The organism is Nonomuraea sp. NPDC050383 (assembly GCF_044459125.1).
GTDB lineage: Bacteria > Actinomycetota > Actinomycetes > Streptosporangiales > Streptosporangiaceae > Nonomuraea.
The window spans coordinates 130,506-152,158 of the sequence record NZ_JBITIP010000002.1 but is presented as its reverse complement, the minus strand read 5'-3'; the positions used below and the strand labels follow the sequence as shown (position 1 = coordinate 152,158).

Genomic DNA, 21,653 nt, shown 5'->3' with positions numbered 1-21,653 from the left:
ATGGACCCAGATGCCCGCTGGGGGGCTGTTGCCTCTCTCGGAGATCGGTGAGGCCGTGCGGACCGCGACGGACCTGCCCAGCATTGTGGCACGACCTCGCACTCCATACGGCCACCTCCCGGCGGTTGACCTCCACCCTAGGCCGACCAAGACAGTAGTGCGTACGTAAGCGCGCCACTGATACCCGAAAGCAACCCTTATGACTGTTTCATTCAGTCACTCTTCGTGGCGGGCGGCACGTGGATGGCCAGGGCGGTAACGTCATCATCCTGTTCATATCCCGACAACATCCGGTCAACCAGGAAATCCAGCAACATGTGCGGACTACTGACGACCTCAGGCGGCGCTTCGGTCACAACACTGCAAATCTCTGCGAGACCGGCGTCCAGCCCCCGCTTCCGGTTCTCCACCAGACCGTCGGAGTACAGCACCGCGGTGTGACCCGGCGGCACCACGAACCGGTACTGCCGGCGGCTCGTCGGCCAGCCGAGCGGCGTCCCCGGCGTGGCGTCGCAGAGCATCGCGGTGCCCTGGGGCGAGACCAGGACGGGTGGCGGGTGGCCGGCGAGCGCCAGCGTGCCCTCACCGGTGACGGGCTCGACCACCATGTACGCGAGGGTCGTGACCTGCTCCTCCTCCTCGGTCGCGTCGAAGACCCGGTCGAGACCGGTCAGCACGGCCGCAGGCGGCGGGTTGGTGAGCGCCAGGGCGCGCATGGCGTTGCGGATGCGGCCCATGCCGGCCGCGGCCTTGACGCCCTTGCCCATGACGTCGCCGACGACGGCCGCGACCCGGCCGTCCTGCAGCACGAACGCGTCGTACCAGTCGCCGCCGACCTGCACGTGGCGGCTGCCGGAGCGGAAGCGCTGGGCCAGCTCCAGCCCCTTGACCACCGGCAGGCGGTCGGGCAGGAGGCTGCGCTGGAGCGTCTCGGCGGTCTTGTGCTCCCGCTCGAACAGCGTCGCCCGCTCGACGGCGAGCGCGCACTGCCCGGCCAGCGCCTCCAGGAAGACGCCGTCCTCCTGGGAGATCTTCTGCGGCCTGGTGAAGGAGAAGCGCAGCGCGCCGAGGGCCCGGCCGGCCGCCAGCAGCGGCAGGCCCACCCAGGCCCGCTCGTCGCTGTTGGTGAAGTAGTTGGCGAGCACCTGCTCGTCGCCGCCGGCCTCCAGGAGCTGCGAGCGCAGGCTGTCGGGCGACTCGGCGAACACCGGCCGCCGGCTGTTGACGGCCATGGTGAGCACGCTGGTGTGGGAGAGCGGGATCTCCTCGCCGGGGGCGCCGGCGGCCTCGGGGACGCCCTCGCCGTTGATCAGCTTGAGCGCGGCCCGGTCGGGGTCGAGCAGCGCGACGGCCGAGCGGTCGGCGGCCAGCGCGGTGCGGCCCACGTCGATGATGACCTGCACGACCTGCTCCACGGTGAGCGCCTCGGCCAGTATGGCCGTGGCGCCCTGGAGCCGGGCGGTGCGCAGCGCGGCGGCGCCGAGCTGGTCGGTCAGGCGGCCCCGCATCTCCTCGGCCTCGCGCTGCGGCGTGACGTCGGTGTTGGCGCCGACCCACTCGACCACGCGGCCGTGCCGGATGATGGGCACGGCGCGGACCTCGAAGTGGCGGTAGCCGCTGGCCCGGGTGCGCACGCGGTAGTTCCACTCGAACATGGTGCGGCCGCGCAGCGCCTCCTTCCAGGCCTCCTCGGTCTGCCGGCGCTCCTCGGGGTGGACGACCTCCAGCCAGCCGTGCGCGAGGTACTCCTCCAGGCCCTGCCCGGTGATGGCGCGCCACTGCGGCGCGTCCTCGACGACCGTGCCGGTGGGCGAGGTGATCCAGACGAGCTGCGACTGGGCCTCGACCAGTGACCGGTAACGCTCCTCGCTGCGGCGCAGGTCCTCCTCGGTCTGGCGGCTCTCGGTCACGTCGAGCCCGACCAGGGCGACGGCGCGCAGCTCCCCCGCCTCGTCGTGGACCGGCGAGAACGACAGCGACCAGTGGCGGTTCTCACCCTCGGGGGTGCGGACCCGCACCCGGCTCTCGGTCACCGGCGCGTCGCTCTCGATGACGCCCTGCACCGCGTGGGTGATGAGCTGGCTGAGGTCGGCGGCCAGGGCATCGACCGGCACGCGGCCGACGAGCCGCTCGGCGGGCACGCCGACGACGTCGGTGAACAGGTCGTTGACCCGCTGGACCCGGCCGTCGGGGTCGAAGAACGCGAAGGCGTACTGTGCCTCCGACAGCAGGCCCCCGAAGAGGGCGGAGTCTGAGATGTCCACATCCGACTCCCGGGGACGGGGAACGGAGGTCTCGGCGCTCATGGTCGGCACCTCCGTCGCGTGCCAGGGTCTCCCACGCGGCACATCTCCATAACTGTGTATCGGCGTAGCGCAGCTCCGGGCGACCGGATCCTGCTGTACATCATCGGCGATGGGCATGCGCGGACGGAAGCCCCGCAGGCCATACGGTCAACGCATCCTGTCAAAATCGCTCCACGTTACGCAGCAAGATCAGGCTACTTGGCCCGCGCCGACCCCTTGGCCTCCTGTTTGGCCTCTTGCTTGGCGGCCCGCACGCGGCCCAGCGTGTCGGCGTCGACCACATCCGCCACCGACCGGAACGATCCCTCCTCGCCGTACGGTCCCGCCGCCTCCCGCCAGCCGGGCGGCCGGACCCCCAGTTGCTTGCCGAGCAGTGCCAAAAATATCTGGGCTTTCTGCTTGCCGTAACCGGGAAGAGCCTGCAACCGCTTCAGCAGCTCTTTGCCGTCCGCCGCCTCGGCCCAGATCCTCTCGGGGTCGCCACCGTACTGCTCGGTGAGGTAGGCCGCCAGGCTCTGCACGCGCGCCGCCATCGAGGAGGGGTAGCGGTGGACCGCCGGCTTCTCCGCCAGCAGCGCCGCGAACGCCTCGGGGTCGTAGGAGGCGATCTCCTCGGCCGTGAGGTCGTGCCCGAGCCGCTGGGCGATGGTGTAGGGGCCCGTGAACGCCCATTCCATCGGGATCTGCTGGTCGAGCAGCATGCCGATGAGGAGGGCGAGCGGACTGCGGCCGAGCAGGTCGTCGGCCTCCGTCCGCTGGGCGAGCTGGATGCGCATGGGAACAGCTTCGCATGAAAGCGCTTGCGGGGATGCGAACACAACCGTAGTGGAGGCTTGACACAGGCCCGAGAAAAGATGGAATGGGAGCGCAAGTCGCCCTGAGTCCATTCCTGGGGGTTTGCCCCTGGGCATCCAGAGGAATCTCACACCTATGCTCGCTCTGGCCACACGCTTCCTCAGGGAACCGGTCAGTCACCGCCTGGCCGAGGAATTCCTGACAGTGCCCACGGACACCATCGACCGCTGCGTGGCCGACGTGTGCGCGTGCGCCGACCATCTCGGCATCGCGGCGACTCCGGAGATCGTGGAGCGCGTCGCGCGCGAGCACCTGCTCGCGATCGTCAACTCCGCCCCGCCGCCACGGAGTCCCCGATAACATCGGGGTCACCGGGCCGCGTTCTACGCACCGTTTCAGCCTGGAATGCGAGAGAGTGAGGGCGTGCGCCGACACCGACGAGATCCCCGGGAGAGCACCCCCCCAGACGATGTCTTCAAGGAGATGGTGCAGGCGGCTCGCGAGCTGCTGGCCGTCCGCAGCCCGCTCGACGCGGAGCTGATGGTCTCCGACATGATCGGCGCCTGGTGGGGACGGCGGGTCAGGGGCGGAGACGTCGAGCAGGTGCTCGGTGAGGGGCTGGTCGACTACGCCGCCAAGGGGGGCACCCCGGCGTCCCTGACGCTGCTGATCTGCCTGGCCTACCTGGGCACGGCCCGCCAGGGCGCCAAGGCCGAGGGCGCGGCGCTGGCGATGATGGAGTCGGGCGTGGCGCGTCCCGGCTGGGCCGAGCGGGTGGGCGCGGTCAAGCCCACCGGCTGCTACGTCTCCCGCGACGCGTACGGCGACCAGGACACGGTGATCTGCACGTTCGCCTACCGGTGGGGGGAGGGCGGCCCGGAGCGCGGCGACGCGCCGGCGACGCCCGCGGGCGGCCAGGACCGGCACGCGCTGGTCATGGTCGTCGACCACAACATGTCGGGCATGGCGCGCGACGCCTGGGTCTCCTCCCAGGTCGACAAGCTGCTGGAGGAGGCCCGCGCCGAGGCGGCGGGCAACCCGATGCTGGTGTTCGGCGAGATCGAGCCGCAGCAGGCCAGAGCGCTGCTGGAGTCGGCGATGAAGGCCACGAGCGAGCCGAAGACGCCGCCGCCCGTCAGCGACAGCTACAGCGCCTACCACGCCTTCGCCCGCGCCCGCCTGAAGGCGCTGCCGCCGGGCCGCAAGCGGCCGGCGCCGCTGCACATCGAGGCGCCCTACAGCCGGGAGCGGCGGGCCATGCTGGCGGCCGAGTTCCTGGCCTCCGACGCGGCCGAGCACCTGTCGGACCCGTCGGCGGCCTCGCGCTGCGCCGACCACATCATCGAGTACGGCTGCGAGCAGGACTTCAGCCGGCCGCTGCGGGTCAGCCCGACCAAGTGCGAGACGTTCCTGCTCGACTGGCTGCCGCGCAAGGTCATGCTGAGCACCGCCGAGCAGGAGGCCATGCCGCACGTGCTGGCGGCGTGGGTGCGGTTCGCGGCGCGCCGCTCCGGGCTGCCGGAGGAGGGGCTGCGGGCCACGCTGGACGCCGTGTGGGAGGCGATCGGCAAGTTCCCCGAGGCGTACCGCGACCCGACCTCGTTCGGGCTGGACCGGCCGCTGCTGGAGCGGCTGCTGCCCGACGGCGACCTGTCGGCGCTGGCGCGGCGGGCGTTCGCGTTCCCGTTCCTGCAGGGCTTCCACAACGGGGTGGACCTCGACCGGCTCAACCCGGCCGACGAGGCCGACCGGCGGGCGCTGCTGGAGATCGACCACGTCGGCGCGATGGACGAGGAGCACCTGGCCTGGCACGAGGAGATCGCCACCCGGCTGTGGGAGGGCGACCCCCCGCAGCTCTGGGAGGCGGCGCAGCGGCTGCTCGACCTGGGCCACGACCGCCACGACGTGCTGCACGTGCTCATCGAGATCGCCGAGCGCATCGGCGGCGACCCCGACGAGCTGGCCGCCGCCCTGGACGACATCGCCGACATCCCGGACGAGTTCTAGCACCTCCAGAAAATCGTTCCACGTCGAGGTGCCGCGGCCGCGGCCGCACCCGCTCCACCCCGTACGACCGGAGCGGCGAGGCCGGCACGGCGGCCCGGGCCCCGTTCGTCGCGCCGCGCCGGCGATGCCGCCATGATGGGTCCATGGTGATCGACCTCAACGCCGACCTGGGCGAAGGCTTCGGGATCTGGCGACTCGGCGACGACGACGCGCTGCTCGACGTCGTCACGAGCGCGAACGTGGCCTGCGGCTTCCACGCCGGCGACCCGGTGACGATCAGGCGCACCTGCGCGGCGGCCGTCGACCGCGGCGTGTCGATCGGCGCCCAGGTGTCCTACCGCGACCTCGCCCACTTCGGTCGCAGGGAGATGGACGTCGAGCCGGAGGAGCTGTGCGCCGAGGTGCTCTACCAGCTCGCCGCCGTCGACGGCATCGCGCGGGCGATGGGCGGGCGCGTCTCGTACGTCAAGCCGCACGGCGCGCTGTACAACCGGATCGTCCGCGACGAGGTCCAGGCGGCCGCGGTCGTGGACGCGGTGGCCGACTACGACCCGTCGCTGCCGCTGCTCACGCTGCCGGGGTCCGCGGTGCACGCCGTGGCGGCGGCCGCGGGCGTCTCCACGGTCACGGAGGCGTTCGCCGACCGGGCGTACACGCCGGCGGGCACGCTCGTGCCGCGCCGCGAGCCGGGAGCCGTCGTCCACGACGTGGAGGCGGTGACGGCGCGGGCCGTGCGGATGGCCGTGGAGGGCGCGGTGACGGCCGTGGACGGCAGCGCCGTGCCGGTGCCGGCGCGCTCGATCTGCGTCCACGGCGACACGCCCGACGCGGTACGGCTGGCGCGGGCGGTTCGCGACGGACTGCTGGAGGCCGGGGTCGTGCTGCAGGCGTTCGCGTGATCCGCGGGGCCGGGGAGCACGGGCTGCTCGTGGAGACCGGGGCCCTGGAGGTGTCGCACCGGCTGGACGCCCTGCTGCGGGCCGACCGGCCGGACGGGGTGGTGGAGATCGTGCCGGGCCCGGAGACGGTGCTCGTGGTGGCTCCCGGCGCGGACCGGGGACGGCTGCGCGCCGCCCTGGAGCGGCTGTTGGCGGAGGCGGGCACCGGGGACGCCGTAGGCGTCGCGGCGGGGGACGCCGGGGGGCTCGTGCGGATCCCGGTCGTCTACGACGGCGAGGACCTGGCGTCCGTCGCGGAGCTGTCCGGGCTCTCGCCCGAGGAGGTGATCGCCCGGCACACCGGGCGGGACCTGGTGGTGGGCTGGCTCGGGTTCGCGCCGGGCTTCGCCTACCTCACCGGCCTGGACCCGGCCCTGCACCTGCCGCGGCTCGGCACGCCGCGCACGTCCGTGCCCGCGGGCTCGGTCGCGGTCGCGGGCCCGTACTCCGCCGTCTACCCGAGCGCCTCGCCCGGCGGGTGGCGGCTGCTCGGCCGCACGTCGCTGCGGGTGTGGGACGTCACGGCCGAGCCGCCCTCGCCGTTCCGGCCGGGGACGCGGGTCAGGTTCGAACGCGCATGATCGAGGTTCTCGCGCCCGGGCCGTACGCGACGGTCCAGGACCTCGGGCGGCCAGGCCTCGCCCACCTCGGCGTGCCCGCCTCCGGCGCGGCCGACGCGGACGCCCTGCGGCTGGCCAACCGCCTGGTGGGCAACCCCGAGGCGCTGGCGGGGATCGAGCTGACGTACGGCGGGGCGCGCCTGGCCTTCCACGCGGGCGCCTGGGTCGCCGTCACGGGCGCCCCCTGCCCGCTCACGGCCGTGCCCGCCCCTGCGCCGTCCGGCGCGGAGGGGCGCATGAGCGGGTGGCGCGCGCCCGCCGCCGGCGCCGCGGTGCCGTTCTGGGTCCCGGCCGGGACCGAGCTGCGGTTCGGGACGCCCGCGTGTGGCCTGCGGAGCTACCTGGCGGTGCGCGGCGGCGTGGCGGTCGAGCCGGTGCTCGGCAGCCGCTCCACCGACTCCCTGTCCGGTCTGGGGCCCGAGCCGCTGCGGGCCGGGGCGGTGCTGCCCGTGGGCGCCGTGGCGGGCCTGGAGCCGATCGTCGCCGACCTCGCGCCCGCGCGCGGGCCCCGGCCGGCCGTGCTGCGGGTGCTGCCGGGGCCGCGCGACGACTGGTTCGTCCCGGGCGCGCTGGCGGCGCTGTGCGAGCGGCCGTACGTGGTCAGCCAGGACAGCAACCGCGTCGGGGTACGGCTGAACGGCCGGGAGCTGGCGCGGGCGCGGGAGGGGGAACTGCCCAGCGAGGGCATGGTCGCCGGCGCGCTCCAGGTGCCGCCGAGCGGGCAGCCGATCGTGTTCCTCGCCGACCACCCGCCGACGGGCGGCTACCCGGTGATCGCGGTGGTGGTGACGGCCGACCTCGCGGTGGCCGCCCAGCTCAGGCCGGGTGACGCGGTCCGTTTCACCACCCACCGCGTCACCTGATCCGGCCGGGCCGCGAAGGTCAGAGCTCCACCTGGCCGGTGACGCACGTGACGGTGGAGCCGCCCACCCAGACGCCGCCGTCGTCGCCGGTGGTGATGTGCACCCGCCCCGACCGGCCGAGCCGCGTGCCCTGGGCGGCGACGTACGGCGCGCTCGCCCGGCCGGTGCGCAGCAGCCACTGGGCCACCGAGGCGTTGAGACTGCCCGTCACCGGGTCCTCGACGGTGCCGCCGTCGAACGGGCAGAACGCCCGCATCTCGAACGCGTACGGCGCGCCCTCCGGGTGCGGGCCGGCCACGCCGATGAAGCAGTCCACGAGCCCCGGCTCCACCGCGAGCACGGCGTCGGCGTCGCGCAGCAGCACCGCCACCCAGCCGGGGCCGTTGTCGGCCCACTCGATGTCGACGATCTCGCTCCGGTCGACGCGCAGCAGGGCCGCCACGTGCGCGGCGAACGCCTCCTCCACGGGCCCGGACCGGATCAGGGGCGGCGCGGAGAACGCCAGCCCGTCCTCCGTCCTGCGCACCCGGACCAGCCCGACGCCGCACTCCTGCACGATCTCACCGGCCTCGGGCGAACCGGCTTCGGGCGAACCGGCTTCGGGCGAACCGGCGGCCTTGGGCGTGCCCCCGGCCGCGAGCCAGGCGTGGCACGTGCCGAGCGTGGGGTGGCCGGCGAAGGGCAGCTCGGACGTCGTGGTGAAGATCCGGACCCGGTAGTCGGCGGCCGGGTTCTCGGGCGGCAGCACGAACGTGGTCTCCGACAGGTTCGTCCAGCAGGCGAAGCGCTGCATCTCCTCCGTGGTCAGCCCCTTTCCGTCGAGGACGACGGCAAGGGGGTTGCCCCGGTACGGAACGGACGTGAACACATCGACCTGGGTGAAGGGACGCCGCATGCCGCAAGTCTCGCAGACCTGTGCCTTCGGGCGGTCAGGCCTCCGCCTCCTCGGCCGTCTCGGCCGGGACCGCGGCCAGGCGGGACTCCACGAGGGCGACGGCCCGGTCCAGGGCGGCGCCGGGGACCGGCTCGAACAGCTCCACCACGGCCCGGCCGCGCTCCGGCCGCCACACGCCGGCCACCCGTCCGCCGTACAGGACGACGGGTGAGATCCAGCCCGCCTGGCGGCTGACCTTCGCCTTGACGGCGGCCGGGATGAGCGGCTCCAGGTCGCGGGGCGCGCCCAGGATGTACGGGTCGAAGCCCGGCAGCAGGTGGACCTCCTCCGACGGCCGGGTGGCGGCCAGTCCGTCGAGGTGCTCGGTCAGCGCGAGCAGCGTGCGGCCGTCACCGGCGTCCACCTCCGTGAGCTCGGGCGCGAGGTCGCGGAACCACGCCTTGAGCACCGCCTTGCGCGCCACCCCGCCGAACAGCCACTTGTCGAACATCTCCGGCGTCGCCGGCCCGTGCGCCCCGAAGAACGCCCGCGCCACCCGCACCCCGGCCTCCTCCTGGGGCGGCGGCTCCGCGGGCCAGCCGGGCAGCCAGCGGCTCGGGGCGGCGAAGGTGACCCTGCCCCCGCGCGGCGGCCCGTAGCACAGCTCGCCGAGGCGGCTGAGCGGCTTGAGCAGGGCGCCCCACCCGGAGGTCAGCGCCTGTCTGAGGTGGCCGTCGCCGGTCACCTCGACGACGGCGTCGACCAGCTCCTCGCGGGTCAGCGGCTTGTCCCCCAGCGCCCGCGGCACGGCGTCGATGACGGCCTCGATCTCGGCCGCGGTGACGCCGTGGCCGCGCTGCCAGGACCCCTTCTCCCAGAAGCGCAGCGTGCCGAGCGCCGAGCACAGGTCGGGCAGCGTGTCGGAGGGCACCAGGTGCAGGGTGCCCCGCATGACCCACGTCTTGGCCAGGGTGCGGGCGTCCCAGAGCGCCCGGTCCGGCTCGGCCGGGTCGGGGCGGGCGCTCCTGACGGCCACGGCCAGCCGCGCCGACGAGGCCACCTGCGCCTGAACCCCGCACAGCCGCCGGGCGACCGCCACGACGTCCGGCTCGGCGCTGGGACGGGGGCCGGCGACGAACTGCCGGCGCAGACGCCAGGCGAGGATCTGGGGCCAGGTCAGCGAAGTCGTCACCGGACCGTTCTACCGGACGCCGCCGACAGTCTCGCTGCGGCCCCGTCGCCTCAGCCGGCCCGGGTCACGGGGTGAAGCCGATGTCCTGGTAGCGCAGGTCGTAGAAGCCGCGGGCGCCCACGTTGGCGAGGTCGGCGCGCACGGCGACGTTCTGCGGGCGCTGGTAGAGCGGCAGGACGTTGACCTCCTCCCAGATGAGCCGGTCGGCCTCGTTGGTGGCGGCCCGGGCGCGAGCCGGGTCCAGGCTCTGGCCGGCCTTGTTCATGGCGTCGTCGATGGCCTTCGACCCGGTCCGCCCGAAGTTGGCGTTCCACGTCTTGCCGTCCGGTGCGTTCGCGTAGATCCCGTAGCTGCTCGACACCGGGAACGGGGTGCCGATGTAGGCGAAGGCGGTCAGATCGAAGTTGCCGGGGATGACGTACTTGGTGAAGAAGTCGTCGCCGGGCACGGCCTGGATCGAGACCTGCACCCCGATCTGGCTCAGCATGCTCTGCGTCAGCTCCGCCTCCGACTTGCTCACCTGCACGCCGGAGGGCACGACGAAGCGCAGCGCCAGCGGCCTGCCGTCCTTCTGCCGTACGGCGCCGGACTGCTTCCAGCCGGCCTCGTCGAGGAGTTGCTTGGCGCGTGCCGGGTTGTAGGCGCCGAGCGGGCCGGCGTTGTTCTGGTAGCCCTCCTGGGTGTTCATGAAGAAGTGGTTGTCGAGCGGCGCGATCGGCCAGTCGAGGCCCTGCAGGTCGGACTGGGCGATGGCCTGGCGGTTGACGCCGAGCTGGACGGCCTGGCGGACCCGCTGGTCGCGCAGCAGGTCGCTGGAGCCGTTGAAGGTGATGTGCCGGAAGTCGGGGCCGGCCGCCTGGCGCACCTGCGCGTTGCGGGTGGCGCGGGCGCGGGCGTAGTCGGGCGCGGAGGGGCCGATGTCGGCGACGTCGAGCTCACCGTTGCCGAACGCGCCGATCAGGGAGTCCTGCTCGGAGGCGCGGTAGACGATCTGGTCGAGCTTGGCCCGCTGCCCCCACCAGTGGTCGTCGCGGACCAGCGTGATGGTCTTGGCGGTCTGGTCGAAGCCCTTGAGCCGGAACGGCCCCGCGGTCACGGGGATCCTGTTCAGCCACGCGTTGTTGAACGCGTCGGGCGTGCGGTTGGCCGAGGCGGGCAGCAGCGGCCCGAACAGCGACTGCCAGTCGCCGAACGGCCGGGCGAAGGTCACCACCACCTCGTAGTCGTCCTTGCCCCGGGCGACCTTCTGGATGTCCTGGTAGCCGGTGGAGCTGACGATGCGGTAGCGCGGGTCCTTGCCGTTGAGCGCCTGCCACTGGGCCTCGTAGTCGGCCCACGTGATGGGCTTGCCGTCGGACCAGCGGGCCTTCGGGTTGAGCCGGTAGGTGACCACCTGCCGTGGCTCACGCGAGGTGAGCTTCGCGTCGAGCACGTAGTCGGGGTTGGGGCTGATCACCGCCTTCTGGTCCGACAGGAACGGAGCGGGCAGCAGGGCGTTGCTGATCACGGCGGCCACGGCGAGGTTGCCGTCGACGTGGTTGCGGTTCCACTGCGCGGGGAACTCGTTGACCCCCCAGCGCAGCGTGCCGCCGTCCTTGACCTTCTCGCGCGGCTGGGGGTTGATGTCGTACGCCTTGACGGCCCGGACGGTCTCGTCGCCGGGGCCGCCTCCAGCGCCCTGTCCGCCGCCGCAGCCGGACAGCGTCAGCGGCGCGGACAGGGCGAGGGTCAGGGCGACGGCGGTCCGGGCGACTCTGGCCGGGCGTGGTGCCTTCATCGGGTTCTCCTGGTTTAGACGACTTCGAGCTTCTCCGCGTAATGGCAGGCCGCGCCCTGGTCGCCGGCCGGCGTGTCCACGGGCAGCACGTCGGGCTCCACCTCGACGCAGAGCGTGCGCTCGGTCTCGGTCAGCACCGCGCGGAACTTCGGGCACCGGGTGCGGAAGCGGCAGCCCGACGGCGGATCGGCCGGGCTGGGGAGGTCACCTTCGAGGAGGATCCGCCTGCGCGAGCGCTCGCGGACGGGGTCGGGCAGCGGGATGGCGGACAGCAGCGCCTGGGTGTACGGGTGGGCGGGGGCGTCGTAGACCGCGTCGACGGAGCCGATCTCGGCGATGCGGCCGAGGTACATGACGGCGACCCGGTCGGCGATGTGCCGGACCACGGCCAGGTCGTGCGCCACGAACAGGTACGACAGGCCGAGCCTGGCCTTCAGCTCGGCGAGCAGGTTGATCACTCCGGCCTGGATGGACACGTCCAGCGCCGAGACCGGCTCGTCGAGGACCAGCAGCCGGGGCTCCAGCGCGAGGGCGCGGGCGATGCCGATGCGCTGCCGCTGGCCGCCGGAGAAGTCCTGCGGGTAGCGCTCGGCGTGCTCGGGCGCCAGGCCGACGAGCGTGAGCAGCTCCGCGACGCGCCGGCCGGCGCTCTCCCGCGGCTCCGAGCCGCCGTGCGTGCGCAGCGGCTCGGCGACGATGTCGTGGACGGTCATGCGGGGGTCGAGCGAGGCCAGCGGGTCCTGGAAGACGACCTGCATGTCGCGCCGGACCGCCATCCGCTCGGCCGAGCCGAGCCGGGCGGTGTCGTGGCCGAACACGACGATCCGTCCCTCCTGGGGCCGGGCCAGCTCCAGGATCTCCAGCAGGGTCGTGGTCTTGCCGCAGCCCGACTCGCCGACCAGGCCGAGCGTCTCGCCCTCGCGGATCTCGAAACCGACCCCGGCCACGGCGTGTACGGTGCCGACGCGGCGCTTGAAGACGGCGCCGCGCATCAGCGGATAGTCCTTGACCAGGCCCTCCACGCGCAGCACCGGCTCACCGCGCGGTACGGCCACGGTCGCGGGCTCGGGGCCGAGCGGCGCCTCAGCGGGGGCCGGGACCACCTCCTCCCACCGGATGCAGGCGGCCAGATGACCGGGGCCGATCTCGAACAGCGGAGGCTCCGCCTCGTCGCAGTCGGCGATCCGCAGCGGGCAGCGCGGCGCGAACGGGCAGCCCGGCGGCAGCGCCGCGGGCGAGGGCGGACCACCCTCGATGGGCTCCAGCGCCCGCCGCGCGCCGCGGTCGACCCGCGGGATCGACCTGAGCAGCCCCACCGTGTACGGCATGCCGGGCCGGTAGTAGACGTCGTCCACGCCGCCCACCTCGACCGGCCGGCCCGCGTACATGACGAGCACCCGGTCGGCGAACCCGGCCACCACGCCCATGTCATGGGTGATCATGATGATGGCGGCGCCCGTCTCGTCACGGGCCTTCTTCAGCACCTCCAGCACCTGCGCCTGGATGGTGACGTCGAGCGCGGTCGTCGGCTCGTCGCAGATGATGAGGTCGGGGTCGTTGGCGATGGCCATCGCGATCATCGCGCGCTGACGCATGCCGCCGGAGAACTCGTGGGGGAAGGCCAGCGCCCGCTCGGCGGGGTTGGGTATGCCGACGAGGTCGAGCAGGGACACGGCCTTGACCAGGGCCTGCTCCTTGGTGACCCGCTGGTGGACGCGCACGGCCTCGGCGATCTGGTCGCCGACCCGGTAGACGGGGGTGAGGGCGGACAGCGGGTCCTGGAAGACCATCGACATGGTCCGCCCGCGCAGGCCGTTCAGGTCCTTGTCACGGGCGCCGACCAGCTCCCTGCCGTGCAGCAGCACCGAGCCGGAGACCCGGGCGGAGGGCGGCAGCAGCCCCATGACGGCCGAGGCGGTGACCGACTTGCCGGACCCGGACTCGCCGACGACGCCGAGGACCTCGCCCGGCCGTACCTCGAAGGACACGCCGCGCACGGCCGGCACGCCGCCGAAGGAGACGTCGAGCTCGCGGACCTGCAGGAGGGGCGTGGTGGCGGGTGTCATCGCGGCCTCGTGGACGTGGGGTCGAAGGCGTCCCGCAGGGCGTCGCCGACGAGGTTGACGGCCAGCACGGTGACGACGAGCAGCCCCGCCACGAACCAGAACGTCCACGGCGCGTACACGGCGGTCTTGGAGCCGTCGGCGATGAGCGTGCCGAACGACACGTCGGGCGGCTGGATGCCGAAGCCGAAGTACGACAGCGAGGTCTCGGTGAGGATGGCCGCGCTGACGTTGAGGGTGGCGTCCACGATGAGCAGCGACGACAGGTTGGGCAGCACGTGCCGGAAGATGATCGTCACCGGGCGCACGCCCATGAACCGGGCGGCCTGGATGTACTCCCGCCGCTTCAGCGAGATCGTCATGCCGCGAACGATCTTGGATGTGACCATCCAGAGGAACAGCGCCAGCATGAGCACGAACAACACCCATGTCCCCTCACCGAACAGCGGCGACATAATCGCCAGGATGAGGAACGCGGGCAGCACGAGCAGCAGGTTGGTCAGCCAGGTCAGGGTCCGGTCGCCCCAGCCGGAGAAGTAACCGGCGAACGCCCCGACGAGCGCGGCCAGCGCGGTGGAGACCAGCGCGGCGAGCAGGCCCACGACGAGCGACTTCTGCATGCCGCGCAGCGTCACCGCGTAGACGTCGGCGCCGGTCTGCAGGGTGCCGAACCAGTGGCGGGCCGACGGCGGCTGGAGGAACGCGGTGAAGTCGCGGTCGGTGTAGGACCACGGGCTGAGCGGCGGCCCGGCGAACGCCAGCAGGAACATGACCACGAGGACCGCCAGGCCGGCCGTCCCCTGCCGGGAGCGCAGGAACCGCCGGACGACGACCCGGCCCCGGGACGGCGCCCGGCGCGGCCCGCCGCCGGGGAGGCCGGGTGTCAGCTCCTCGGCCAGCTCCTCCTCCGGGAGCGTCATCCGGTTCTCACCCGCGGGTCGAGCGCGGCGTGCAGCAGGTCGGAGGCCAGCGAGGCGCACAGCACCGCCACGGCGGCGAGGAGCGCGATGGCCGCCACGGTGTTGACGTCGTTGGTGAAGATGGAGTTGATGAGTTGCTCCCCGAGCCCGTGCCAGCCGAAGATCTTCTCGGTGAACGTGGCGCCGGTCAGCAGCGCGCCGAACGTGAACGCGAAGTAGGTCATGACCGGCACCAGCGCGGTGCGCAGCGCGTGACGGGTCAGGGCGGCGCGCCTGCTCAGCCCCTTGGCCCGGGCGGTGCGGACGTAGTCGGCGCCGAGCACGTCGAGCATCATGTTGCGCTGGTAGCGGCTGAAGACGGCGACCAGCGCCAGCGACAGCGAGATCGTCGGCAGGATGAGGTGCTGGATCCGGTCGAGCACGTTGCCCCAGAAGCCGGTGTCGAGGTCGCCGCTGTACTCGCCGCTGACCAGGAAGACCTGGGTGCCGAGCCGGTCGTTGACCCAGGTGCCGAGCAGGATGAGCATGTTGGCCAGCACGACCACGGGCACCGCGAGCACCGCGAACGACAGGGCCGCCGACGCGCGGTCGAACCACCCGTACTGCCGGACCGCGGCCAGGGCGCCGAGCAGCACCCCGCCGACGCTGCCGAAGATCAGCCCGAGCATCACGAGGCGGAACGTGACGCCGGCCCGGCGGCCGATGTCGTCGTTGACCGGCGACCCGGTGACGGTCTTGCCGAAGTCGCCGTGCAGCACCCCGTCCGCCCAGGTGGCGTAGCGCTGGAGCAGCGGGGTCCGGTCGTTGAGGTTGAGCGCGGTCAGCTGGGCGTCGACCACGGCCGGGGGCGGCTTGGGGGTGCGGTCGGCGTAGTTGGAGCGCGGGTCGAGGGCGGTGGCGGCCAGCATGTACGCCAGGCTCGCGGCGACGGCGACGAGCACGAGATAGTTGAGCAGCCTGCGGGCCAGGAATCCCGCCATCCTCCCCCCTCCAGCGCACGATGCGTAGTCATATAGCTACACCATGCGACGGGGAGGGTGCCAGGACGTGTCGGGTGAACGACCGGAGAGTTCGGCGACCGGCGTTCGACGAGGGGAGTTCAGCGGCCGGAGAGCTCGTCCACGGCGGTCCGCACGTCTTCGCTGGTGATCGTGGTCAGCTCGGCGGAGGTGGCGGAGCCGCCCTGGGAGGCCAGCGCGGCCAGCCGCACGTCGCGGCGCATCGCCGCCCGCTCGAACAGCGACCGCGCGAAGCGGCCGTTGCCGAGCCCGTCGATCAGCCGCTCGTCGCACACCCAGGCGAAGACCTCGTCGAGGTCGCGCAGCGCGGCCTCGTCGAAGCGGTCGCCGGACTTCTCCGCCAGCAGCACCGCGATCTCCGACAGCTCGGACGGCGCGTAGCTGGGGAAGGCGACGCGCTGGCCGAAGCGGCTGGCCAGGCCCGGGTTGGTGGCGAGGAAGGCGTCCATCTCGCGCTCGTAGCCGGCCAGCACGATGACGAGCCGGTCACGGTCGTCCTCGGCGCGCTTGAGCAGGGTCTGCACGGCCTCGGCGCCGAACGCGTCGCCGCCGGAGTAGCCGGGGTTGACCAGGCTGTACGCCTCGTCGAGGAACAGCACGCCGCCGAGGGCCCGGTCGACCAGCTCGTTGGTCTTGATCGCGGTCGCGCCGAGGTGCTGGCCCACGAGGTCGGCCCGCTGCGCCTCCACCACGTCGGGGCGGGCGAGCAGCCCCAGCGCGGCGAACACCCGTCCGAGGACCCGCGCCACAGTCGTCTTGCCGGTGCCGGGCGGCCCGACGAACACGAAGTGCCGCGTCTGCGGCGGCGTGGGCAGGCCGCGCTCCTGCCGCATCCGCGCCACCTGGAGCTGCGCGGCGATGGCGTGGACCTGCCGCTTGACCGGCGCCAGCCCGGCCATCCGGTCGAGGTCGCCGAGCGCCTCCTCCAGCGTCGGCGTGGCCTCGTGACCGCGGAAACGGGCGGTCAGGTCGTTGAACGCCTTGGTCACGTCGGGCGTGGTGGTGGTCACCAGGTCCTCGGTGGTCGGGGTGCCGCCCGCGCCCACCACCCGCACGTCGCGGGCCTGCGCGGCCGCCTCCACCAGGCTGCGCGCGAAGCGGGCGTTGCCCAGCTCGTCCACCAGCCCGCGCCGCTGCACGTCCTCGAACAGGCCGAGCAGCGCGGCCCTGGTCTCGCCGGACATCGTGTCGCCCCGGCGCCGCTGGAGCAGCTCGGTGATCTCGGCCAGCTCGGTGGGAGAGTAGCCGGGGAAGCGCACCCGGGTGGCGAAACGGCTGGCCAGGCCCGGGTTGGAGGCCAGGAAGCCGGCCATCTCCTGCTCGTAGCCGGCCAGGATGATGATCAGCCGGTCGCGGTCGTCCTCGGCCCGCTTGAGCAGGGTCTGCACGGCCTCGGCGCCGAACCGGTCGGGCTGCCCGTCGGAGGAGTTGACCAGGCTGTACGCCTCGTCGATGAACAGCACGCCGCCGAGGGCCCGGTCGACCAGCTCGTTCGTCTTGATCGCGGTCGCGCCGAGGAACTCGCCGACCAGGTCGGCGCGCTGCGCCTCCACCACGTACGGGGTGTCCAGCAGGCCGAACGCGTAGAAGATCTTCGCCAGGGTGCGGGCCACGCTGGTCTTGCCGGTGCCCGGCGGCCCGGAGAAGACGAAGTGGCGGGTCGGCCGGCCGGCCGTGTAGCCGGCCTCGGCCCGCAGCCGGGACGCCTCGATCGAGGCCGCGATGGAGCGCACCTGCTCCTTGACCGGGGAAAGGCCGATCATGCTCTCCAGCTCGCCCAGCGCGTCCTCGACGGAGATGCTGGGCGGCCCGGCGGCCCGGTCGTGCTGCGGCTCCGCCCTGCCCTCGCGGACCCGTACGCGTAGCTGTTCCTGCTCCTGGACCGTCATCTCGGCCTTGGCGCGGCGGGCCAGCAGGAAGCGGTAGAGCAGCGCCGCGGCGGCCACGCCGTACGCGACCCAGACGGCGGTGACGTCGGAGACCAGGGACAGGGCCGCCGCGAGCAGACCCGCGGGCAGCAGCGCCAGCAGGGCGGTCAGCCACGGCGGCACCCAGCGGATCAGGTGCGCGACGGCGGCGACCGGCACGGCCAGCACGAGCAGCAGCGTCGGCGCGGGCGAGCCGACCGGGAACAGCAGCACGAACACCGGCATCAGCACGGCCCAGGCCACCACCACCACGGCGGTGGCCGCGGCGCGCGGGAAGCGCAGGGTGAGCGCGGCGAAGGCCAGCAGGGCCAGCGTGACGAGGAACGTCTGCGCGAGGTCCCAGCCGAGGGCCGCGCCCAGGCCGACGGAGCCGATCAGCACCGAGGCGTACATCACCCGGCGCACGGCCGGGGGAAGATGGAAATAGCGCAGGCGCACCCGCTCGAACAGATCCCGCGCCGCGACCCGCCCCGCGGCCTGGGCCCTGCCGGACTCACGCATCACGCCTCCCCGGTCCGCCCCCGGTTATACCGCACCAGAAGGACGATTGGGCGGACCTGACACGCCAGGTGACGCCTGACGTTCGGGGGACTTATGGGACTTTCCCCCGGGACGCTCCGGTCAGCCGCGCTGGTGTCGTCCCGGGAACTCTCCGGTCAGCACCTGCTTGGGCGTGACGCGCAGGAGCCCCGGGGCGGCCACGGCGACGCCGCGCACCTCCACCCACCGGCGGCGCGGCGACGGGCCGGCCGCGAACACCGCGACCCGCGGGTCCGCCTCCACCGCCTCCCCGGCACCTGCCTCGGCGACCAGCCGCAGCTCTCCGGCCGGTCCGATCGAGGCGGCCGCGCCGACCGTCCGCGGGCCGAGCGGGTCGGCGAAGGACAGGACGACGTTCCTGGCGTACGCGAGAGCCTGGCGCGCCTCCAGGCCGAGCGGCACGGAGGGCTCGTCGCCGGCGGGCAGGTCGCACATGAGGAGCGAGGAGCGCCAGGGGCCCGGCCCACCGCGCCACCACGCGCGCCCGGCCCGCACCGCGAACACGACCGCCACCAGCCCGAGCGCCGCCATCCCCACCCGCCACGCCCACGCGGCCCCGGCAGTCCGGTCCTGTGCCGGCCACTCCAGCAGGGCGCCCGCCGCGCATCCGGCCGCCGCGAGGACGAGCAGGACGACCGCCGCGCGCAGCCACCCGTCCTCGCCGCCGTGGCGGGCGCGCCGGTAGCAGCGCAGCAGCGGGTACGGCACGGCCACGGCCGCCAGCGCGGCCCTGGGCTCCACGGCCACCGCCGCGCAGGCCAGTGGCGCCAGCACCGACCAGGTGCGGCCGAGCAGGATCCACAGCGTCACCCCGGCGTTCCTGCGCGCCGTCCGCTCGCCGTCCACGGCGGCGAACTGCTCCAGCGCCCGGACGGGGTGACCGCGCCACGTCCCGGCCAGGGCGCGCAGGGCGGCGTGCGCGGGCCAGCCGAGCACCGCGACGGCCGCGAGCCCGGCCCACACCGGGTCCAGCCACGGCGGCACGCCGGGCGCCGCGGTCAGGCCCAGCCAGGCGGCGTACGCGGCCACCGACACGGCCGCCGACACCACCTCCGTGCTGAGCCACGGGTCGCGCCCCATCATGGCGGGCACCAGCGGCCACACCCTGATGCGGCGCGCCTGCCGGACGGTGAGGAGCGCCAGCAGCGCCAGCGCGACCAGGCCGCCCAGCTTCGCCTGGAGGGCGAGGTCGGCGGCCTGCGCGGCCGCGGCGACACCGATCGTGGCCAGCGCCGCCAGCAGCCGGGCCTGTCGCGACCACACCTCCAGCGCCCGTCTCGCCCGGCCGGTCTCACGCGGGTCCACCGGCCAGGCGGGGTCGTGGTGGGCCCGGGGACGGTCCCACCGCAGCAACGCCAACCCCAGATTCACCCGCACCCGCGCCCGGACCGCGTCCCCCGGCCGCTCCCCGGAGGACGGGCCGGGGCCGGGGCCGGGGCCGGGGTCGGGGTCGGTGGCGAGGGCGGTGGCGAGGGCGGTGGCGAGGGCGGTGGCGGGGTCGGTGGCGGCGCCGGTGGCGAGGGCGGTGCGGTAGGCGGTCGCGGCGTGGGCGTGGTCGCCGCGCAGCAGGGCGAGGTCCCCTTCCAGGGCGTGCGGCGCGGGCTCCTCGGGGGCGAACGCGCGGGCCAGCCCCGCCTGGCCGGCCGCCTCGTCCGCGTGGCCGGGCAGGCGGGCCAGCGCCGTGGCCAGGCGTACCCGGGCCGGCCAGGAGCCCGGCGCCAGCCGGACCGCCTCGCGCGCCGGCGGGAGGGCGTCGGCGTCGCGGCCCAGCCGTTCCAGGGCCAGGCTCATCAGGCGGTGCGCCCACTCCCCCGCGGCGGCGGCCTCTCCGCGCTCGTCACGCGCGGCTGCCGCGGCGGCCTCGCGGGCGGCGTTCAGCGCCTCCTCGGGGCGACCGGCGTGGAGGCGGGCGACGGCTTCGGCGCACCAATCACGCGGGGATTTGTCGGTTTTTTCATGGTTCTTGCTATGATTTCCGTCCGTCCCCACCAACTCATGATCGGCTGTTCGATGAAAGTTGAACAGGTGACGACATAGGGCTGTATCTCTCTAGAGAGGTACACGTGCGGACCTTCGATGCGTCGATACCGCTATCCCCAGCGCATGCCATGGCCTAAGCTGCCACGCAAGCTGGAGCGGAGGAGCCCGGAGGCAGCGTCAACCACGTTTCCGACGCAGCGAGCCCCGCATCCACGGCGACCACAGTCATGCGCGGGCCCGGTGTGATCGGATCGGCCGGCAAGGAGGTCCATGACCGTCACACAGGCCGCCCCCCTCGTACGGCGTGGGGCCCGGCGACACCCCGACAACCGCTGGTCGATCCTCCTGCTGCTCTGCCTGAGCCTGCTCCTGATCACCGTCGACGCCACGGTCCTGCACATCGCCGTCCCGGCGCTGACCGCGGCGCTGGAGCCGTCGGCCGTCCAGCTTCTGTGGATCATCGACGTCTACTCGCTGGTGGTCGCGCCGCTGCTGATCATGTTCGGCACGCTCGGCGACCGCTACGGCCGTAAACGGCTGGTCCTGGGTGGGTTCGTGCTGTTCGGGGTGGCCTCGGCCGCCGCGGCCTTCTCCCCCACTCCCCTCTTCCTCATCCTCGCCCGGGCGCTGCTCGGCGTCGGCGGCGCCATGATCATGCCGGCCACGCTGTCGCTGATCCGCCAGGTCTTCACCGACCGCCGCGAGCGGGCCATCGCCCTCGGCATCTGGAGCGCGGTCGCCGCGGCGGGCGCGGCCGTCGGCCCGCTGATCGGCGGCCTGCTCGTCAGCGTCTGGTGGGGCGCCGTCTTCCTCATCAACGTGCCGATCCTGCTGGTGCTGCTGCCCGCCGCCGCCAGGCTGCTGCCCGACTCGCGCCGCGACGACGGCAGGCCCTGGGACGGGCTGAGCGCCGTGCTGTCGGTGCTGGGCATCCTGGCGCTCGCCTTCGGCCTGAAGGAGGCGGGATCGGGCAGCCTCATGCCGTTCGGGGCGTCCGTCGCCGTGTTCCTGGCAGGGGCGGCGCTGCTGGTGTGGTTCGTCAGGCGGCAGTCGCGGCTGGCGGCGCCGCTGCTGGAGATCGGCCTGTTCCGGAGCCGGGCGTTCACCACCGGCGTGGCCGGGGTGCTGCTGGGCGTGTTCGCGCTCGTGGGGCTCCAGCTCATGCTGGCCCAGTACCTCCAGCTCGTCCTCGGCGACCGGCCGCCACAGGCGGCGATCCGGATGCTGCCGCTGGTGCTGTCGGCCATCGCCGGCGGGCTCGCCGCGGCCCACATCCTGCCGCGCGCCGGCATGCGGGCCACCATGAGCGGCGGCCTCGGGCTCGTCGCGCTCTCCCTCACCCCCACGCTGACCTGGGGCGTCGAAAGTCATCCCGTCATGCTCGGGGTCTGCTTCGTCGGCATCGGGTTCGGCGTCCAGGTGGCGCTGCTGGCCGCCTCCGACACGATCATGTCGTCGGTCCCGGAGTCGCGGGCGGGCGGGGCCGCCGCCATCGAGGAGACCGCCTACGAGCTGGGCGCCGGACTCGGCGTGGCCGTCCTGGGCACGATCACCACCATGGCGTACGCGCCCAGCCTCCCGCCCGTGCCCGGCGTGCCCGGCGCGGCCATGGACCAGGCCCGGCAGTCCCTGGCCGGCGCCGCCCACGTGGCCCAGGAGGTCGGCGGCAGCGCCGGCGACGCGCTGCTCACCGCCGCACGGTGGGCCTTCGTCAACGCCCTGCACACCACGGTCGTGGTGAGCATCGTCCTGCTCAGCCTGACCGCCCTCGCCGTGGCCACGCTGCTGCGCCGTGATTGAGGTGTGCGATGTCCCCCTCCGGGCAGAGATC

At 73.6% G+C, this 21,653-nt stretch carries 16 protein-coding genes; 6 read left to right on the top strand and 10 right to left on the bottom strand.

Features of this window, described 5'->3' with window-relative positions; genetic code table 11:
- Nucleotides 1–212: 212 nt before the first annotated feature.
- Nucleotides 213–2,306, bottom strand: a complete 2,094-nt coding sequence (locus tag ACIBG4_RS05425) for a SpoIIE family protein phosphatase (protein ID WP_397200804.1) — start codon at nucleotides 2,304–2,306, stop codon at nucleotides 213–215.
- 194 nt (nucleotides 2,307–2,500) lie between these two features.
- Nucleotides 2,501–3,082, bottom strand: coding sequence for an HhH-GPD-type base excision DNA repair protein (locus ACIBG4_RS05420; RefSeq protein WP_310711551.1), 582 nt, complete (start codon nucleotides 3,080–3,082; stop codon nucleotides 2,501–2,503).
- Nucleotides 3,083–3,305: 223 nt separating this feature from the next.
- Between ACIBG4_RS05420 and ACIBG4_RS05415 the strand changes: the two genes are divergently transcribed.
- The 5 genes from ACIBG4_RS05415 (at nucleotide 3,306) to ACIBG4_RS05395 (ending at nucleotide 7,529) form a co-directional block, all read left to right on the top strand.
- Complete coding sequence (locus tag ACIBG4_RS05415) at nucleotides 3,306–3,461, top strand: hypothetical protein (protein ID WP_355449897.1); 156 nt, start codon at nucleotides 3,306–3,308, stop codon at nucleotides 3,459–3,461.
- A 123-nt stretch (nucleotides 3,462–3,584) separates the two neighbouring features.
- On the top strand, nucleotides 3,585–5,108 hold the full coding sequence (locus tag ACIBG4_RS05410; RefSeq protein WP_310711553.1) for a hypothetical protein: 1,524 nt from the start codon (nucleotides 3,585–3,587) through the stop codon (nucleotides 5,106–5,108).
- A 143-nt stretch (nucleotides 5,109–5,251) separates the two neighbouring features.
- Nucleotides 5,252–6,007 carry a LamB/YcsF family protein gene (locus tag ACIBG4_RS05405; RefSeq protein ID WP_397200803.1) on the top strand — a complete coding sequence of 252 codons (756 nt, stop codon included), beginning with the start codon at nucleotides 5,252–5,254 and terminating at the stop codon, nucleotides 6,005–6,007.
- A complete protein-coding gene (locus ACIBG4_RS05400) occupies nucleotides 6,004–6,627 on the top strand; it encodes an allophanate hydrolase subunit 1 (protein ID WP_397200801.1) in 624 nt (207 codons plus the stop codon). The genes ACIBG4_RS05405 and ACIBG4_RS05400 overlap by 4 nt, the downstream gene beginning before the upstream one ends.
- Nucleotides 6,624–7,529 carry a biotin-dependent carboxyltransferase family protein gene (locus ACIBG4_RS05395; RefSeq protein WP_397200799.1) on the top strand — a complete coding sequence of 302 codons (906 nt, stop codon included), beginning with the start codon at nucleotides 6,624–6,626 and terminating at the stop codon, nucleotides 7,527–7,529. The genes ACIBG4_RS05400 and ACIBG4_RS05395 overlap by 4 nt, the downstream gene beginning before the upstream one ends.
- A 19-nt stretch (nucleotides 7,530–7,548) precedes the next feature.
- Here ACIBG4_RS05395 and ACIBG4_RS05390 read toward each other — a convergent pair whose 3' ends face one another.
- The 8 genes from ACIBG4_RS05390 to ACIBG4_RS05355 all read right to left on the bottom strand — a co-directional run bounded on the left by ACIBG4_RS05390 (nucleotide 7,549) and on the right by ACIBG4_RS05355 (nucleotide 19,831).
- Nucleotides 7,549–8,424 carry a PhzF family phenazine biosynthesis protein gene (locus ACIBG4_RS05390; RefSeq protein WP_397200798.1) on the bottom strand — a complete coding sequence of 292 codons (876 nt, stop codon included), beginning with the start codon at nucleotides 8,422–8,424 and terminating at the stop codon, nucleotides 7,549–7,551.
- A 34-nt stretch (nucleotides 8,425–8,458) separates the two neighbouring features.
- A complete protein-coding gene (locus ACIBG4_RS05385) occupies nucleotides 8,459–9,595 on the bottom strand; it encodes a winged helix DNA-binding domain-containing protein (protein ID WP_397200797.1) in 1,137 nt (378 codons plus the stop codon).
- 64 nt (nucleotides 9,596–9,659) lie between these two features.
- Nucleotides 9,660–11,372, bottom strand: coding sequence for an ABC transporter family substrate-binding protein (locus ACIBG4_RS05380; RefSeq protein ID WP_397200795.1), 1,713 nt, complete (start codon nucleotides 11,370–11,372; stop codon nucleotides 9,660–9,662).
- A gap of 14 nt (nucleotides 11,373–11,386) precedes the next feature.
- A complete protein-coding gene (locus ACIBG4_RS05375) occupies nucleotides 11,387–13,438 on the bottom strand; it encodes a dipeptide ABC transporter ATP-binding protein (RefSeq protein WP_397200794.1) in 2,052 nt (683 codons plus the stop codon).
- Entirely contained in the window at nucleotides 13,435–14,355 is a 921-nt protein-coding gene (locus tag ACIBG4_RS05370; protein WP_310711561.1) for an ABC transporter permease, read from the bottom strand. Before ACIBG4_RS05370 ends, ACIBG4_RS05375 begins: the two co-directional genes overlap by 4 nt.
- Entirely contained in the window at nucleotides 14,352–15,335 is a 984-nt protein-coding gene (locus ACIBG4_RS05365) for an ABC transporter permease (RefSeq protein WP_355449879.1), read from the bottom strand. Before ACIBG4_RS05365 ends, ACIBG4_RS05370 begins: the two co-directional genes overlap by 4 nt.
- 119 nt (nucleotides 15,336–15,454) lie before the next feature.
- Entirely contained in the window at nucleotides 15,455–17,803 is a 2,349-nt protein-coding gene (locus ACIBG4_RS05360; protein ID WP_397200793.1) for an AAA family ATPase, read from the bottom strand.
- 120 nt (nucleotides 17,804–17,923) lie between these two features.
- Nucleotides 17,924–19,831, bottom strand: coding sequence for a hypothetical protein (locus ACIBG4_RS05355; protein WP_397200792.1), 1,908 nt, complete (start codon nucleotides 19,829–19,831; stop codon nucleotides 17,924–17,926).
- A gap of 261 nt (nucleotides 19,832–20,092) precedes the next feature.
- Between ACIBG4_RS05355 and ACIBG4_RS05350 the strand changes: the two genes are divergently transcribed.
- A complete protein-coding gene (locus ACIBG4_RS05350) occupies nucleotides 20,093–21,622 on the top strand; it encodes an MFS transporter (RefSeq protein WP_310711565.1) in 1,530 nt (509 codons plus the stop codon).
- Nucleotides 21,623–21,653 lie beyond the last annotated feature (31 nt).

Coding starts and splice junctions, on each gene's coding strand:
- ACIBG4_RS05425 (WP_397200804.1), bottom strand. CDS start 2,306: ATGAGCGCCGAGACCTCCGTTCCCCGTCCCCGGGAGTCGGATGTGGAC.
- ACIBG4_RS05420 (WP_310711551.1), bottom strand. CDS start 3,082: ATGCGCATCCAGCTCGCCCAGCGGACGGAGGCCGACGACCTGCTCGGC.
- ACIBG4_RS05410 (WP_310711553.1), top strand. CDS start 3,585: ATGGTGCAGGCGGCTCGCGAGCTGCTGGCCGTCCGCAGCCCGCTCGAC.
- ACIBG4_RS05405 (WP_397200803.1), top strand. CDS start 5,252: ATGGTGATCGACCTCAACGCCGACCTGGGCGAAGGCTTCGGGATCTGG.
- ACIBG4_RS05395 (WP_397200799.1), top strand. CDS start 6,624: ATGATCGAGGTTCTCGCGCCCGGGCCGTACGCGACGGTCCAGGACCTC.
- ACIBG4_RS05390 (WP_397200798.1), bottom strand. CDS start 8,424: ATGCGGCGTCCCTTCACCCAGGTCGATGTGTTCACGTCCGTTCCGTAC.
- ACIBG4_RS05380 (WP_397200795.1), bottom strand. CDS start 11,372: ATGAAGGCACCACGCCCGGCCAGAGTCGCCCGGACCGCCGTCGCCCTG.
- ACIBG4_RS05375 (WP_397200794.1), bottom strand. CDS start 13,438: ATGACACCCGCCACCACGCCCCTCCTGCAGGTCCGCGAGCTCGACGTC.
- ACIBG4_RS05370 (WP_310711561.1), bottom strand. CDS start 14,355: ATGACGCTCCCGGAGGAGGAGCTGGCCGAGGAGCTGACACCCGGCCTC.
- ACIBG4_RS05365 (WP_355449879.1), bottom strand. CDS start 15,335: ATGGCGGGATTCCTGGCCCGCAGGCTGCTCAACTATCTCGTGCTCGTC.
- ACIBG4_RS05360 (WP_397200793.1), bottom strand. CDS start 17,803: ATGCGTGAGTCCGGCAGGGCCCAGGCCGCGGGGCGGGTCGCGGCGCGG.
- ACIBG4_RS05350 (WP_310711565.1), top strand. CDS start 20,093: ATGACCGTCACACAGGCCGCCCCCCTCGTACGGCGTGGGGCCCGGCGA.